Origin of the sequence: Agathobaculum butyriciproducens (genome assembly GCA_003096535.1) — a bacterium.
Taxonomy (GTDB): Bacteria; Bacillota; Clostridia; order Oscillospirales; family Butyricicoccaceae; genus Agathobaculum; species Agathobaculum butyriciproducens.
In genome coordinates this window covers 1-14,504 of record QEKJ01000011.1, presented here as the reverse complement: position 1 = coordinate 14,504, position 14,504 = coordinate 1, and the positions used below count along the sequence as shown (strand labels likewise).

Here is a 14,504-nt window from a genome sequence, read left to right as displayed (position 1 = left end):
ATCAAGCCACAAAAGCAAGGAGGCATTGCAATGAAACGACGGATCATCGAGATCGACGAAAATAAATGCAACGGCTGCGGCGCTTGCGCCGCAGCCTGTCACGAGGGCGCCATCGCCATGGTGGACGGCAAGGCGCGGCTCATGCGGGACGATTACTGCGACGGGCTGGGGGACTGCCTGCCTACCTGCCCAACCGGGGCCATCACCTTTGTAGAGCGGGAGGCGGCGGCCTATGACGAGCAGGCCGTCATGGAAAATAAGCAGCGGAAAATGCGGAAAGAGGGCATGACCCTGCCCTGCGGCTGCCCCGGCAGCCAGTCCCGGAATATTCAGCGTCAGGAGGCACCCACCGTGGAAACGCCGCAAGCCCAGCAGACGAGCCGCCTTTCCCAGTGGCCGGTGCAGATCAAGCTGGTGCCGGTGAATGCCCCGTATTTTGACGGCGCGCGGCTGCTCATTGCCGCCGACTGCACCGCTTACGCCTACGCCGCCTTCCATGAGCGGTTTATCAAGGGGCACATCACCCTCGTGGGCTGCCCCAAGCTGGACAGCGTGGACTATTCCGAAAAGCTGACGGAGATCATCCGGGAGAACAACATCAAAAGCGTCACCGTCGTCCGCATGGAGGTACCCTGCTGCGGCGGGCTGGAGATGGCGGCGAAAAAGGCACTCCGGCAGAGTGGAAAGTTCATTCCGTGGCAGGTGGTCACCGTGACAGTGGACGGCCGGTTGGTGGAAGAATAACAAAATCATTAGAAAAAGAAAGAAAAAAGCACAATGAAGTATGTATGCAGTCTTTGTGGTTGGGAATACGACGAAAGCGCAGGTTACCCGGAGGGTGGCATCGCCCCCGGTACGCCGTGGAGCGAGGTGCCGGAGGATTTTGAGTGCCCCCTGTGCAATGTGGGCAAGGAGTCCTTCGAGGAGGCGTGAGCTTCTGATAAAAAGGACATGATTTGAACCGAAATAGGAGGAAAACGATGATGGATAACAGAATGTTTTGCTTTCAGTGTGAGCAGACGGCTGGCTGCGCCGGTTGTACCGGAAAAGCCGGTGTCTGCGGAAAAACCGCTGAGGTGGCGGAGCTTCAGGATCAACTGACTGGCGCTCTGGTTGGACTGTCCCGTGCGGTAGATAATGCACCGGATGCGAATGAGGGGACTTGGCGGCTGATGATCGAGGGCTTGTTCACCACCGTCACCAATGTGAGCTTTAACGAAAAAACCATTCGGGAGCTGATTGACCGGGTACACAAGGAAAAGGTTCGCCTTATTCCCGGCTGCTCCGGCTGCGGCTCCCGCTGCGGGTCAAACGATGATTATGACATGAATTTGCTCTGGAACGCGCAGGAGGATATTCGCAGCCTCAAATCCCTGATCCTCTTCGGTGTGCGTGGCATGGCAGCGTACGCCTATCACGCCATGGTGCTGGGCTATACGGACGACGCTGTGAACCGCTTCTTTGCTAAGGCGCTGTTTGCCGTGGGCGAGGACTGGGGCATGGACGAGCTGCTGCCCATCGTGATGGAGGTGGGCGAGAAAAACCTCAAGTGCATGGCGCTGCTGGATAAGGCCAACACCGAAAGCTACGGTACGCCCGCGCCTGCCACCGTCCCGCTGACGGTGGAAAAGGGACCGTTCATCGTCATCACCGGCCATGATCTCCACGACCTGAAGCTGCTGCTGGAGCAGACGGCGGGCAAGGGCGTGAATATCTACACGCACGGCGAAATGCTGCCAGCTCACGGCTATCCGGAGCTGAAGAAATACCCGCATCTCAAGGGCAACTTCGGCACGGCGTGGCAGAACCAGCAGAAGGAGTTTGCCGACATCCCCGCGCCGGTGCTGTTTACCACCAATTGCCTGATGCCGCCGAAAGCAAGCTACGCCGACCGCGTGTTCACCACGGCGGTGGTATCCTACCCGGAACTGACGCACATCGGCGAGGATAAGGACTTTACCCCTGTCATCGAAAAGGCATTGGAGCTTGGCGGCTACAACGAGGACAAGCCGTTCACCGGTATCAACGGCGGCGGCACGGTCATGACCGGCTTCGGTCATGGCGCGGTGCTTGGCGTGGCGGATCAGGTGATCGAGGCGGTAAAGAGCGGCGCTATCCGGCACTTTTTCCTGGTCGGCGGCTGTGACGGAGCCCGCCCCGGACGAAACTACTACACCGAGTTTGTCAAGCAGACACCCGCCGACACCGTAGTGCTGACGCTGGCCTGCGGCAAATACCGCTTCAACGATCTGGAGCTTGGGACCATCGGCGGGCTGCCGCGGCTGATGGATGTAGGACAGTGCAACGACGCCTACGGGGCTGTCAAAATCGCGCTGGCCTTGGCGGAGGCGTTCGGCTGCGGCGTGAACGATTTGCCCTTGTCCATGGTTCTTTCGTGGTATGAGCAGAAGGCAGTGTGCATTTTGCTGACGCTGCTGCATCTGGGGATCAAGAATATTCGCCTTGGCCCCACGCTGCCGGCGTTCGTTTCGCCCAATGTGCTGAACTACCTTGTAGAGAATTTCGGTATTGCTCCCATCACTACGCCGGAAGAAGATTTGAAGCAGCTCCTTAAATAATGATGCCCATGGGGCGAACTCAAATCATATTTCTCGCTGTCTAATAGAAGTGAGTGGATCTACCTGCGTAAATCGAATGCTGCGAATAAGAGAGGCGGCTGACGGACTCACTTACGGGCGTGTTAGCCCAAGGTGAAACGGGTCAGACCATTACTCTCTTATTCTCACAGCTTCGGCTTTGAGATGGAAAAAGACGCGGCTGGCGGCCGCGCCTTAAACCTTAATTATTATTGTAGGAGTTGTGTGAGAGAATATGAGTGCCAATACTTAATTTGAAAAACAGCAGATTTTTCACCTTTAGCGCTTTGAACGCATCTTTTCCATCAACGCAAGGCAAAACCCTTCCGATTTTCGGAAGGGTTTTTGCTTTATCCGGATATCGGCGTCTGCTGCCTATCATAATGGGATAGCGGTATGCCAAAATTTATTATTGACATATGCCGAAAACATGATAGACTATAAGTAACTTATTGGCATATGTCATAAATGATTCGGAGGAAATGGTTATGAAGATCGCAGTTACCTATGAAAACGGAGAGGTTTTCCAGCATTTTGGCCACACGGAGCAGTTTAAGCTGTACGAGGTATCCGGCGGCAAGCTGCTGCATACACAGGTGGTGGATACGAACGGCAGCGGTCACGGTGCGCTGGCCGGCCTGCTGGCACAGCTCGGTGTGGATACGCTGATTTGCGGCGGCATTGGCGGCGGCGCACAGGCAGCGCTTGCGGAGGCCAATATCCGTCTGATTGGCGGTGTGCAGGGCAATGCCGATGAGGCAGTGCAGGCGTTCCTGAACGGTACGCTGGCGTTTGATCCCAATGTGCACTGCACGCACCATGATCACGGCGAAGGCCATTCCTGCGGCAGCCACGGCTGCGGCGGTCACTGTCACGAATAATTCATGCCGAGACCGAGAAAGTGCCGCAGAATCTGCGGTCTGCCGACGTTCAGCGAGTTTTCCCCGCAGGAAAGTACGACAGAGTGCGTGCAAATGACGCTGGATGAATATGAAGCCATCCGTCTGATGGATCTGGAAAATCTGCAGCAGGAGCAGGCTGCCGCGCAGATGGGGGTGGCCCGCACAACGGTGCAGCTGATCTACAACAACGCCCGCCGCAAGCTGGCGGATTGCCTTGTAAACGGCAAACGACTGGTGATCGAGGGCGGCGATGTTGCGCTGTGTGAACGGCATGCGCAGTGTCCCGGACGCGGACATTGCTGCCGCAGCGGCTGCCCGAAACATCAAAAATAAGTGCAGAAAACGAAAAAACCGTTGCCAAAGCAACGGTTTTTTCGTTATTCTTCGTGATCAAGCACATAGCGGTACAGCGCGTTTTTCTTTACGCCGGTTTCGGCGGAAACTGCCTTGACTGCGTCCTTTTGGGTCTGGCCCTGTTCCACGCGGCGGCGGACCGCCTCGGCGGCAGAGGCAAGACGTTCGGCTTCGTCCTGCTCGGTCTCCGGCTCGTCCGGCGCACCCTCGAGGATGAGCACGAACTCGCCGCGCGGCGCATTGGCGTCAAAGTAGGCAACCGCCTCGTCGAGCGTCATGCGGAGCGTCTGCTCATGCAGCTTGGTCAGCTCGCGCGAGAGTGACAGCCGGCGGTCGCCGCCGAAGGCGTCGCGCAAGTCGCGCAGCGTTGCACACAGCTTGTGCGGTGCTTCGTAGAAGATCATCGTGCGTTTTTCGCCCTGCAGTGCGTCCAAATGCTCTCTGCGGGCCTTTTTGTTGACCGACAGGAAGCCTTCAAAGCACCAGCGTCCGGTCGGCAGACCGGATGCCGCCAGCGCGCAGACCGCCGCACAGCAGCCCGGAATCGGGATAACGGGTACATCGTGCTCGGCGCACAGCGCGACCAGATCCTCACCCGGATCGGAAACCGCAGGCGTGCCCGCATCGGTTACGAGCGCACAGGTCTCACCGGCGAGCAGCTTCTCCAAAACTGCTTCACCGCGTGCGCGGCGATTGTGTTCGTAGTACGAGATCATCGGCTTTTTGGGCAATTCGCAGGCGTTGAGCAGCTTTTGCGTCACGCGGGTGTCCTCTGCCGCGATGAAATCCACCGTGCTGAGCACCTCGCGTGCCCGCGGCGATAAATCACTCAGGTTGCCGATCGGCGTTGCGACTAAGTATAATGTAGACAATTCAATCCCTCCGGAATTTTTTAAATGGAGAATGGATAATGGAAAATGAAGGTGCAGCACATGGTGCCGAATTCAATCATCGCGCATTGCGCGTCTCAGCGCAGCGCGGACGGAACTCGCGCAAGAATAGCGCTGATTCTCCATTTTCAATGCTCAATTCCGTAAATACGGAAATATTCATCACTCTCAACGATCAGCGGCGGCTCAACAACAAGACCTTCCGCACTGCCGCCTTTTCGGCACTCGACCATGACGACGCTTGGCGACGCCTGCACGCTCTGGTGCACGAACCGCATTCTTTTCGGCACGAGCCGCACGCGCGAAAGCGCTTCGAGCAGCACCCACAGCCGTTCCGGCCGGAATACGAACGCGGCTTTGCCGCCGGTATGCAGCACGAACGAGGCCGCAACCGCCAGTTCCTCGACCGAACAGGTCGCGTCCTGCCTTGCGGTGCGCTTTTCGGCGGTCGGCGCATTCGCGCCTGCGTTGCGGTCGAAATACGGCGGGTTGCAGATAACGTAATCCATACTGCCGTGCGGCAGCAGCGTACGCATTTGCCGGAGGTCGCCCTGCAGAGCGGTTACGTTTTCCAGCTCGTTTGCTGTGATGGACTGCCGGAACAGGTCGAGCGGGCCGTCCTGCAGTTCCAGTCCGGTGATCTTGAGGTCGGGCCGCCACACGAGCAGCGCCAGAGCGCCTGTGCCGCAGCCGAGGTCGAGCAGTTTGGCATTGCGTCTCGGCTTGGCGAACGCGCTGAGCAGCACGCTGTCCTGTCCGAGCTTAAAAAACCGGTCGTCCTGTAATAATTGCAGTCCGTTAGGGAGTATTTCAGTGCTTTGCGCCATGATTTCTCTCTCCTTAGTAGGCTTTTTCTACCGCCGCTTGAAGAACCTGCGAAGCCACTGTACCGGCAACCGACGAGCCGCCGCCGCCGTTCTCGACGAGAACGATGAAGGCATACGGCGTGGCCTCGTCGCGCAGGAAGCCGGTGAACCATGCGTTCGGTGACTTATCCGCGCCGACCTCGGCGGTGCCCGACTTGGCACAGATATCCATGCCCGGGAAACGATCCTGACCGTAGGTCTCGATGACGTTGTTGTGCATCATATCCGCGATGGTACCGGCGGTCTTTTCGTCGATCAGCTGCGCCGACTTGTGCGGATAGTAAATGCCGGTCGGCAGGCCGTAATCTGTGGTGGATTTTTCGATCAGACGCGGCACGGCAGCCTTGCCGCCGTTGGCGATCGCGCCCATATACTGGAGCATGTTGATTGGACACAGGGTATCCTGACCCTGACCGACACCCGACCATGCCAGCTGATTGTCATTGCCCGAGAAATCAAACTTGCCGACCGAGGACTGGATGCCGTCCACCTTGATGGACTTGGTCAGTCCTGCCGCATCCGCGTATTTCTGCATGGTTTCGCCGCCGAGTTCGACGGCCAGCTGACCGAACACACCGTTGCACGAGTTGGCGAGCGCTTCCTCGATATCCTGTTCGCCGTGGGCGTGCGGGCAGGTGACTTCCTCGCCGCCGATGTTGACCGAGCCGGTGCACGTCCACTTGCGCTGGAACAGGTCGGGGATGTTCTCGATAGCGGCGTTGATGGTCACAACCTTGAAGATAGAGCCCGGAATCGAGTTCGCGGACAGCAAGCGGTTGACGTAAACGCCGTCCCACGCGGGATCGTCCGCCGCAATGTCCGGCGGATTGGCCGGATCGAACGTCGGTGTGGACACCATGCACAAAATTTCGCCGGTTTTATAGTTATAAATGCCAACCGTTCCGTTCATTCCGTTCAAAGCCTGATAGGCGACATTGTTCAAATAGGCATCAATCGTCAGATACAGGCTGTTGCCGGTGCCGAGCGGAGAATATACGCCGGTGAGCAGATTGTAGCCGGACAGCTTATCCGCGAACGAGGTGAGCGCACCCGCGCCGATGTTGCCGTTTTTGTCGCCGACGGCGTGCAGTGTGGCGCGCCGGACGGTTGCGTCATCGTTGTAGATGCGGTTGCCGTCCTCGTCGAGCGTGGACAACATATCGCCGTCCCGGTCGAGGATGGTGCCGCCTTTCAGCTGACCGGCGTTGTTATAGAGATGACGGTTGTACGGGTAGGAGGCCCAGTCGCCGCCGTCCACGACAAACTGGAAGCAGAAGAACGCCAGACCCAGACCGAGCAGTGCAGCAAGGATCAGACAGAAAATACTGCGTTTTTCGATTTTCCGCATAGTTACTCCTCCCCTCTAAGCTCGCGGCGGCTGGGCAGACGAACTGCGAACGATGCATTCTGTCGGGTGTCGGTCGCCTTCAAAAAGGCGAGCATACCCCATGCCGACAGCATGGACGAACCACCGTTGGATACGAACGGCAGCGTAACGCCGGTGAACGGCAGAATATCGACCGCACCGAATACGTTCAGACAGGTCTGGAACACCAGCAGACTGGTGGCCGCGCATGCGGCGATGGTGTAAAAGCTGGAGCGTCCGGCGCGGCAGGCGCGGACAGCGAACACGGCCAGCGTAATAATGCACAGGATGGTCAGCACGGCAATAACGAGACCCCATTCCTCACAAAGCATGCCGAACACGATGTCGGTATCCGCGGCAGGGAGATTCGAGAGCCAGCCCTTGCCTGCGCCTACGCCGATCATGCCGCCGGAGGCGGCTGCGGTCAGCGTATGCGTCTGCTGGAAGCCCTTGTCGTACACGTCCTCCCAGATATGTCCCCAGGAGGCAAATCGTGCGGCAACGTGCGGCTTGATGGTCAGCATGACCATGCCCGCGCCGAAGCAGCCGGCGCACACAAGGCCGATGGTGGCGAAATCGCCCGAACGCAGGTATGCGATAACGAGGAACGTCACGAAGAACACAAGTGCGGTGCCGAAGTCGTTCTGCAGCGCGAGACAGCCGCCGCAGATAGCGGTCAGGCCGATGAACATCCACAGGTTGCGCTTGTTGAACAGGCGGTCGAGCGTTGCGGCACCGGCAAAAATATAGCAGATTTTCGCAATTTCCGAGGTCTGCAGAGACAGAGGACCGAGACGCAGCCATGCCTTCGCGCCGCCTTGCGACGAGCCGATCAGCAGTGTAATCGCCAGCAGTCCGACTGCCGTTGCACTCATAAACCAGCGCACCTTCTGCGCCCGGGTCAGGTCGCGCAGGAAGAAGCCGAGCACGATAAAGATGGCAAGACCCATCAAAATCGCAATCAGCTGCTTGGGCAGCTCGTCCGGCACGGTCGAGCCGGTGACGGCGAGTGACAGCGTACATAGGAAGAACGCTATCGTCTCCATTTCAAAGCCGATGCGGCGGAACAGGCGCATGACGATGAAATACGCCCAGCAGATTACCGTAAAGACAAAAAAGGTGAGCGGAATGGTGGTGGTCGCCTTGTCGCCCTGCGCGATAATGAGCTGCAGACCGGTGAGGATCTGGAACAGCGTCAGCAGTACGAGCGAACCCCACATGCCGGCAGGCTTGCCCTCCATGCGGCGTTCGACCATCTGTGCACGCTTTTCCTCAGCGGTAATGGGCTCCATGATAGCGGGAATGCCCGCAAAGGTGACCGTGTCGCCGTCCTCGACGAGCGCATACTCGTCCACCGGCAGGTCGTTTACCTTGATGCCGCCCTTGGAACCGAGGTCGTATATCGTCCAGCTGCCGTCATCCTCGCGGATGAGCGCGGCGTGCTGACGCGATACCGACGGATATTCCAGCTGCACATCGCAGCTGGGTGCGCGTCCGATGATGTTCTCCCAGTGGGTGATGGGCAGGCGCACGCCGTTGCGCAGCACCAGATAGCCCCAGACCTCATCCGGGTGCTTGACCTTCCACAGCGAGCGGATCGCACCGACAAGGATCATCAGCGCCAGCAGCGGGAACACGAAGCGCACAACGGTTGTGTACCACGCCCCGATGAGCGGTTTTTCCGCCAGCAGAGCCGTCAGCCTGTCGAGAAGCTGCTGCAAAGCATCATTCATGTAAAGTTCCTCCTTTCGAGGGATGCTGTTGATTACTTGGATTTACCAATAATACTACCAGTATAGCCTATCTATTATAGCATAGGTTGTCAAGAAATTCTCCGTTTTTCACAAATTTTCACGAATATCTTGATTGACATTGACAGAATGTTGTCACGGTGTTACACTGAATCCATAAACTACATACGCGACAAACGAAGTTTGCAGGAAAAAGCCGCAGTGAGCATCCCGCTCATGGCTTGCCGAAGGAGCAAAACTCTCAGGCGTTCGGTTTTCCGGATGAGGACTGTAAATGGATGTGGCTCTGGAGAACGTTCCTCAAGGGGACTGCCGAAGGTGCAACGCGCGCAAAAGGGGTTTGCGTGCCAATCTCTCAGGCAAAAGGACAGAGATGAACCTGTTTTTATAGACGTTAGGATATAAAAATAAGTTCCGCGGAACCACAGCAAATGTTTTCTCACGGTGCAGGATGTACCGTCTGTTTGCTGTCTTTCCGTTTCTTTGGAGCCGTAACCCGATGCTGATTGGGTTCGGCTTTTTGTTTGCCGCAAAACAAAGAAGGGGTATGTAAAATGACAATGGAAGTATTGGCAGACTGGGTAAGCAAGGTCAGCAACGTCGTATGGAACGGCCTGCTGCTGTACCTGCTGGTTGGCACCGGCATCGTGTTTACCATCCGCACGCGCTTCATTCAGGTGCGTAAGTTCGGCGCAGGCTGGAAGCATCTGTTCGGCCATTTCTCGCTCAACGGTGAGAAGGCTGGTAAGGACGGCATGAGTCCGTTCCAGGCGCTGACCACCGCGATTGCGGCGCAGGTCGGCACCGGCAACATCGCAGGCGCGGCTACCGCACTGTATTCCGGCGGCCCGGGCGCGATTTTCTGGATGTGGCTGAGTGCATTCTTCGGCATGTCCACCATCTACGGCGAGGCGGTTCTCGCGCAGAAGTACAAGACCACGGATGACAAGGGCCACGTTACCGGCGGTCCGATCTACTACATCCGCGCACGCTTTACCGGTAAATTCGGCAAGTTCCTTGCCGGCTTCTTCTCGGTTGCGATTATTTTTGCACTGGGCTTTACCGGCAACATGGTACAGGCAAACTCGATCAGCGTCGCGTTCAACACCGCGTTTGGCGCACCGATGATCGTTGTCGGCATCATCTGCGCGATTATTGCAGCGTTCATCTTCCTCGGCGGCGTAGGCCGTATCGCATCCGTTACCGAGAAGGTCGTTCCGATCATGGCGCTGTTCTACATGGCTGGCTGCATTGTTATCCTGTGCATCAATCATGCAGCGATCATTCCGGCATTCAAGTCCATCTTTGTTGCGGCATTTGATCCGCAGGCTATCCTCGGCGGCGCTGCAGGCATCACGGTTCGTCAGGCAATGCGCTACGGCGTTGCACGCGGTCTGTTCTCGAACGAGGCCGGCATGGGCTCCACGCCGCACGCGCACGCTCTGGCAAAGGTAAAGCGTCCGCAGGATCAGGGCGAAATTGCTATCGTTTCCGTATTTATCGACACCTTTATCGTACTGACGCTGACCGCTATGGTCATCCTGACCTCGGGCATGCTCAATCCGGGTGCACCGGACGGTCTGCAGGGCACCGAGCTGGCACAGGCAGCCTTCAAGGCTTCGCTTGGCTCGGCAGGCATGGCTTTTGTTGCGATCTGCATGCTGTTCTTCGCGTTCTCTACCATCATCGGCTGGTATTTCTTCGGTGAGCAGAACGTAAAGGCACTGTTCGGCCACAAGGCTGTTAAGGTTTACGCCGCTATCGTTGTTATCTGCATCGTGATCGGCTCCGCACTGCATGTTGATCTGGTATGGAACCTGTCCGACCTGTTTAACGGCCTGATGGTATTCCCGAACCTGATCGCGCTGCTGGCGCTGTCCGGTCTGGTTGCCAAGGCGGCCCACGACAAGGACATTATGAAGTAAGCTATGACCTGTCGCGGAACTACACGGTTTGTGCAGGAATCGGCTCTATACAGTATTATTTGATAGAAAATGCACCGCAATTCTGCGGTGCATTTTTTTACAGACACCGAAAAAACACTGGTTTTCGCGTTCTCAGTACCGTATAATAGGGGAGTACCGCGGGAACATTTTCATATTCCACCCGTTCAGGATATAAGGCAACACCGCACAATTAAAGCTGCAGCGCTTTGCGGAAATTTTACGCTCTGATGTCGTTGCGGATTTTTGCAATACACAAAGTATTGCTGCAAACCCGCGCCTAATCAGAACGCAAAATTGACGCGCAAATCGCTCTTGTTCAATGATGCGGTATTGCCTAAAAAGGAGAATTTCACATGAAAAAACGTACATTTTTGCTTTTTGGCCTGCTGGCGATGCTGGTTCTGACCGCCTGCGGCGGCAAATCGGGCGCGCAGACCTCGACGGATGATGCCACCGACACGAGCGATAACTCGCAGCAGACGACCGCTGAGGAGACCGCACAGCCCATCGGTCAGCACCATGCACAGATCACCATCAAGGACCACGGCACGATCGACATCGAGCTGGACGGCGATGCAGCGCCTATCTCGGTTCAGAACTTTATGGACCTGGCAAACGACGGTTTTTACGACGGACTGACCTTTCACCGCATTATTACCGGCTTTATGATGCAGGGTGGCGACCCGCTGGGCAACGGCACCGGCGGCTCGGAGAACACCATCAAGGGCGAGTTTTCGGATAACGGTGTGGAGAACAAGCTGTCGCACACGCGCGGTGCGGTTTCGATGGCACGCTCAAGCAATCCGGACAGCGCATCCTCGCAGTTCTTCATCGTTCAGCAGGACAGCACCTATCTCGACGGTCAGTACGCCTGCTTCGGCTATGTGACCAAGGGCATGGATGTTGTGGATGAAATCTGCGATAATACGCCGGTCGAGGACGATAACGGTACGGTTAAGACGGAAAATCAGCCGGTTATTGAGAGTATTAAGATTATCGACTGACTGTGCAAAGCGTAAAGAGTTGAGAGCGAAGATTGGAAAGTAAGTTACGGTTTTTCTCTTAACATAATAAAGCACCCCATCTGTCAGACAGTATGTCATACTGTCTGACAGATGGGGTGCAGTTCAATTTCGGACTGTGCACAGGACGCAGACTGTTTTGATTTACCGCGCTGTTAATTATTTCAGATGCCGTTCCGAAGGATTTCAGATTTTCGGTAAATCCGGATTTACTGAGATGACACCACTTTTTCAGTCGGCCAGGATTTTCTGAGTGCCGCATAGGAAACCAGGAAGTTGGCAAGCCAGCCTGCCGGCACGGCAAGCCAGACAAACGCAATACCAAAACGCGGAGCACAGATCAACGCCACAGACAGGCGAATCGCAAGGTTTACCATATTGGCAATGAGAAACGGCCGCATGATTCCGAGTCCGCGAAGAACTCCGTCGGTTGCCATTTTGATACCCATAAAGATAAAGAAGCAACCAAGCCACCTCATATAATCCCCGGACACCTGATAAGCCAGGGCGGTTCCGTCTTTTCCAAGGAACAGCGAGGAAATCTGCGTGTGCAGCGTTTTAATGACAAGGAAGGCGAGAACAGCAAAACATACATCCAGCATCAATGCTGCGCGGTAGCCTTTTTTGATGCGCTGGGTTTTGTTTGCGCCAAGGTTCTGGGAAACATACGGCGAAACCGCATTGCCGATGGACACAAAAATCAGGGAAAAGACATTTTCCACCCGCATCGTCGCCGCGTATCCCGCGAGTGCCTGTGTGCCGAAGGGATTTACCACTGCCTGTACGATCATCATACCGATGGATACGGTAGACTGCTGAAGAACCGATGGAACAGCAATTTGAAGCATCGAACGCAGCTCCTGCCCGTCAAACCAGACAAAGCTGCTCTTATACCGCCGCATCCGGTAAAAGAAAATCAAAAGTGAAAACACAGCCGAAATGCCCTGTGCAATCAGCGTTGCAAGCGCCGCGCCGAACACGCCAAGCCCCAGACCGGCTACCATCCAGAGATCCATCACAATATTCAGGATTGATGAAAAGATCAGCAGTCCCAGCGGAATTTTTGATTCACCGATGGACGTGAACATGGTAGAGAGAATGTTATACATGAACAAAAACGGAAAACCCACAAAATAGACCCGCAAGTACAGTACCGCCTTCTCCAGAATATCGGCAGGGGTCTGTAATCCGCTCATCATCGCATGGGAAAAGCAAAAGCCAAAGACGCCAAGGATGATGCTCAGAAGTAAAAAGCTGATCAGGGAGGTAGATACAATGGTTTTCATTTTGCCATACTCTCTGGCGCCGAAATAACGGCTTACGAGCACGCCTGCACCGACACCGGCACCCAGCGCCACACAAATGAAAACATTGGTCAGGGCAGCGCAGGCGCCGACCGCCGCCAGTGCGGAGGAGCCGACAAACTGACCGACGATAATGGAGTCAGCCATATTGTATACCTGCTGAAAAAAGCTGCCGAGGATCATCGGCATTGCAAAAACCGTCAGCGCTTTCAGGGGCGCATCGGTAATCAAATATTCATCTTTTGACATTTATATTCCTCCACAATTTCCTGCTTTTATCAGAAAGTACGAGCATAGCAAGTGCGATCGGTACAATGATTAGATCTGTAATCGAAAGCATAAGGACACACTGCTGTACGCAAAGAATGCATCAGCATGAACAAGATAGTTATCGCAATAATGTTCTCGCAGATTGCCCCGGTTGTCAAGACCATACCCGGTAAATTTAAGAAATACGCTTTGCCGGTTTTGACCTTGCGGATAGGACTGCCGTGTACCGGTCGGTACGCGCACGGTGGTGCGGGAGGCCGGCTTTCTATGCAGGAGAGACTCCTGCTCGATTGGCTGTGTCAAGCCGGACAGCACGGCTGTTATCCGATCCGATAATATCTTTTTATAAAATCCAGAAAGTGAATAGCCTGCTCGGACATACGTCGTATGGACGGATACACAATGTACAGCCGGCGCAGGAACGCTGACTGTCCGAGGGGGAACAGCAGCAGCCGTCCCTGCTGTGCATCGGTCTGCACAGTTGCGCGCGACAGAATGGAAATGCCCATGCCCAGTGCGATGCAACGCTTGAGCGCTGCCGCGTCATCCATGACGGCAATGACATTCAGTTCATCAAGCGACAGACCGTGATTCTGGAGGAAATACAGTGTTTCCTGCTTGGTGCCCGAGTTGTCCTCGCGCAGCAGGAACGGTTCGCGCAGGAGCGCTGTCAGCGGGTCCTGCTGGCTTTGATAGGCACGGAAATGCGGTGTGCTCGGCGACGAGGCGCACACCCGCAAGAATATCGAGAAAATGCTCGAGTATGAGAACAAGTCCGGTCAGACGACCGTGCGTCCGGACGGGTGCTTCGAGATCGTTTTTCAGGCGTAATGCGAGAAAAAAAGCCGTATCAGGTGCTCACCTTCCACACCACCGATGCCGCCATGGAGATGGAGTCGTTCTGCAAGCAGAACGGCATTGCCGGCCGGCTGGTGCCGGTGCCGCGCAGGCTGTCCGCCGGATGCGGCATCGCGTGGCGCATGGAAGCCGAAGTTTACGCGCAGTATCAGACGGTTATCGCGGACTGCGGGATTGAGATCGAGCAGAGCGAGGCGTTTGTGTTTTAAGTAACCATAAAGCGACATGACTTTGATGAAGTGACCCCAAAAAGTTAGACAATATTTTGAAGTAAAAATTGTTCAAGCAGCCGAAAGGGCTTGCTGTCTGTGAATTGCAGGCGGCAAGCCCTTTAGCTTTGCCTTGATCCTGCGGTTGTTGTAGTAATCCAGATATTCA

General features: G+C 55.8%; 15 protein-coding genes and 1 riboswitch. Of the genes, 8 read left to right on the top strand and 7 right to left on the bottom strand.

The genetic code is table 11. The features are described 5' to 3' along the window. Positions 1-30: 30 nt before the first annotated feature. The 5 genes from C7386_RS08895 (at position 31) to C7386_RS08875 (ending at position 3,832) form a co-directional block, all read left to right on the top strand. Positions 31-744 carry an ATP-binding protein gene (locus C7386_RS08895; RefSeq protein ID WP_116705316.1) on the top strand — a complete coding sequence of 238 codons (714 nt, stop codon included), beginning with the start codon at positions 31-33 and terminating at the stop codon, positions 742-744. 33 nt (positions 745-777) lie between these two features. Then, on the top strand, positions 778-933 hold the full coding sequence (locus C7386_RS08890) for a rubredoxin (RefSeq protein WP_110435636.1): 156 nt from the start codon (positions 778-780) through the stop codon (positions 931-933). Between the two features lie 50 nt (positions 934-983). Then, positions 984-2,579 (top strand): hydroxylamine reductase, encoded by a 1,596-nt coding sequence (hcp, locus tag C7386_RS08885; RefSeq protein ID WP_207655867.1) that lies wholly within the window; start codon positions 984-986, stop codon positions 2,577-2,579. 506 nt (positions 2,580-3,085) lie between these two features. Further along, positions 3,086-3,478, top strand: coding sequence for a NifB/NifX family molybdenum-iron cluster-binding protein (locus C7386_RS08880; RefSeq protein ID WP_116705315.1), 393 nt, complete (start codon positions 3,086-3,088; stop codon positions 3,476-3,478). 3 nt (positions 3,479-3,481) lie between these two features. Next, entirely contained in the window at positions 3,482-3,832 is a 351-nt protein-coding gene (locus tag C7386_RS08875) for a DUF134 domain-containing protein (RefSeq protein ID WP_110435631.1), read from the top strand. 44 nt (positions 3,833-3,876) lie between these two features. On the opposite strand, the gene rsmI is transcribed toward C7386_RS08875, so the two are convergent. The 4 genes from rsmI to C7386_RS08855 all read right to left on the bottom strand — a co-directional run bounded on the left by rsmI (position 3,877) and on the right by C7386_RS08855 (position 8,708). Beyond that, a complete protein-coding gene (rsmI, locus tag C7386_RS08870) occupies positions 3,877-4,725 on the bottom strand; it encodes a 16S rRNA (cytidine(1402)-2'-O)-methyltransferase (protein ID WP_116705314.1) in 849 nt (282 codons plus the stop codon). A gap of 146 nt (positions 4,726-4,871) precedes the next feature. Further along, on the bottom strand, positions 4,872-5,570 hold the full coding sequence (locus tag C7386_RS08865; protein WP_116705313.1) for a tRNA1(Val) (adenine(37)-N6)-methyltransferase: 699 nt from the start codon (positions 5,568-5,570) through the stop codon (positions 4,872-4,874). 13 nt (positions 5,571-5,583) lie between these two features. Beyond that, positions 5,584-6,957 carry a penicillin-binding transpeptidase domain-containing protein gene (locus tag C7386_RS08860; RefSeq protein ID WP_116705312.1) on the bottom strand — a complete coding sequence of 458 codons (1,374 nt, stop codon included), beginning with the start codon at positions 6,955-6,957 and terminating at the stop codon, positions 5,584-5,586. Positions 6,958-6,959: 2 nt separating this feature from the next. Next, positions 6,960-8,708 (bottom strand): FtsW/RodA/SpoVE family cell cycle protein, encoded by a 1,749-nt coding sequence (locus C7386_RS08855; RefSeq protein ID WP_116705311.1) that lies wholly within the window; start codon positions 8,706-8,708, stop codon positions 6,960-6,962. Positions 8,709-9,002: 294 nt separating this feature from the next. Next, positions 9,003-9,107, top strand: a riboswitch (glycine riboswitch). A 179-nt stretch (positions 9,108-9,286) separates the two neighbouring features. Between C7386_RS08855 and C7386_RS08850 the strand changes: the two genes are divergently transcribed. Next, the gene (locus C7386_RS08850; RefSeq protein WP_116705364.1) at positions 9,287-10,651 is read left to right on the top strand and encodes an alanine/glycine:cation symporter family protein; all 1,365 of its coding nucleotides are present in this window, start codon (positions 9,287-9,289) and stop codon (positions 10,649-10,651) included. A gap of 374 nt (positions 10,652-11,025) precedes the next feature. Further along, a complete protein-coding gene (locus tag C7386_RS08845; RefSeq protein ID WP_116705310.1) occupies positions 11,026-11,676 on the top strand; it encodes a peptidylprolyl isomerase in 651 nt (216 codons plus the stop codon). Between the two features lie 227 nt (positions 11,677-11,903). Here C7386_RS08845 and C7386_RS08840 read toward each other — a convergent pair whose 3' ends face one another. Together C7386_RS08840 and C7386_RS08830 are read right to left on the bottom strand one after the other, a co-directional pair. Further along, positions 11,904-13,247 carry an MATE family efflux transporter gene (locus C7386_RS08840; RefSeq protein WP_116705309.1) on the bottom strand — a complete coding sequence of 448 codons (1,344 nt, stop codon included), beginning with the start codon at positions 13,245-13,247 and terminating at the stop codon, positions 11,904-11,906. 341 nt (positions 13,248-13,588) lie between these two features. Further along, entirely contained in the window at positions 13,589-14,002 is a 414-nt protein-coding gene (locus tag C7386_RS08830; protein WP_165815516.1) for a LysR substrate-binding domain-containing protein, read from the bottom strand. Between the two features lie 96 nt (positions 14,003-14,098). Between C7386_RS08830 and C7386_RS08825 the strand changes: the two genes are divergently transcribed. Continuing rightward, positions 14,099-14,335, top strand: a complete 237-nt coding sequence (locus C7386_RS08825) for a putative Se/S carrier protein (RefSeq protein WP_110435623.1) — start codon at positions 14,099-14,101, stop codon at positions 14,333-14,335. A 72-nt stretch (positions 14,336-14,407) separates the two neighbouring features. Here C7386_RS08825 and C7386_RS08820 read toward each other — a convergent pair. Next, positions 14,408-14,504, bottom strand: a 97-nt coding sequence (locus C7386_RS08820; RefSeq protein WP_133241578.1) for an IS3 family transposase, incomplete at its 5' end; no start/stop codon positions are given.

What these genes read in the sequence shown, in the direction of transcription:
- C7386_RS08895 (WP_116705316.1), top strand. Translation starts at nt 31, where the DNA reads ATGAAACGACGGATCATCGAGATCGACGAAAATAAATGCAACGGCTGC.
- C7386_RS08890 (WP_110435636.1), top strand. Translation starts at nt 778, where the DNA reads ATGAAGTATGTATGCAGTCTTTGTGGTTGGGAATACGACGAAAGCGCA.
- hcp (WP_207655867.1), top strand. Translation starts at nt 984, where the DNA reads ATGGATAACAGAATGTTTTGCTTTCAGTGTGAGCAGACGGCTGGCTGC.
- C7386_RS08880 (WP_116705315.1), top strand. Translation starts at nt 3,086, where the DNA reads ATGAAGATCGCAGTTACCTATGAAAACGGAGAGGTTTTCCAGCATTTT.
- C7386_RS08875 (WP_110435631.1), top strand. Translation starts at nt 3,482, where the DNA reads ATGCCGAGACCGAGAAAGTGCCGCAGAATCTGCGGTCTGCCGACGTTC.
- C7386_RS08865 (WP_116705313.1), bottom strand. Translation starts at nt 5,570, where the DNA reads ATGGCGCAAAGCACTGAAATACTCCCTAACGGACTGCAATTATTACAG.
- C7386_RS08860 (WP_116705312.1), bottom strand. Translation starts at nt 6,957, where the DNA reads ATGCGGAAAATCGAAAAACGCAGTATTTTCTGTCTGATCCTTGCTGCA.
- C7386_RS08855 (WP_116705311.1), bottom strand. Translation starts at nt 8,708, where the DNA reads ATGAATGATGCTTTGCAGCAGCTTCTCGACAGGCTGACGGCTCTGCTG.
- C7386_RS08850 (WP_116705364.1), top strand. Translation starts at nt 9,287, where the DNA reads ATGGAAGTATTGGCAGACTGGGTAAGCAAGGTCAGCAACGTCGTATGG.
- C7386_RS08845 (WP_116705310.1), top strand. Translation starts at nt 11,026, where the DNA reads ATGAAAAAACGTACATTTTTGCTTTTTGGCCTGCTGGCGATGCTGGTT.
- C7386_RS08840 (WP_116705309.1), bottom strand. Translation starts at nt 13,247, where the DNA reads ATGTCAAAAGATGAATATTTGATTACCGATGCGCCCCTGAAAGCGCTG.
- C7386_RS08825 (WP_110435623.1), top strand. Translation starts at nt 14,099, where the DNA reads ATGCGAGAAAAAAAGCCGTATCAGGTGCTCACCTTCCACACCACCGAT.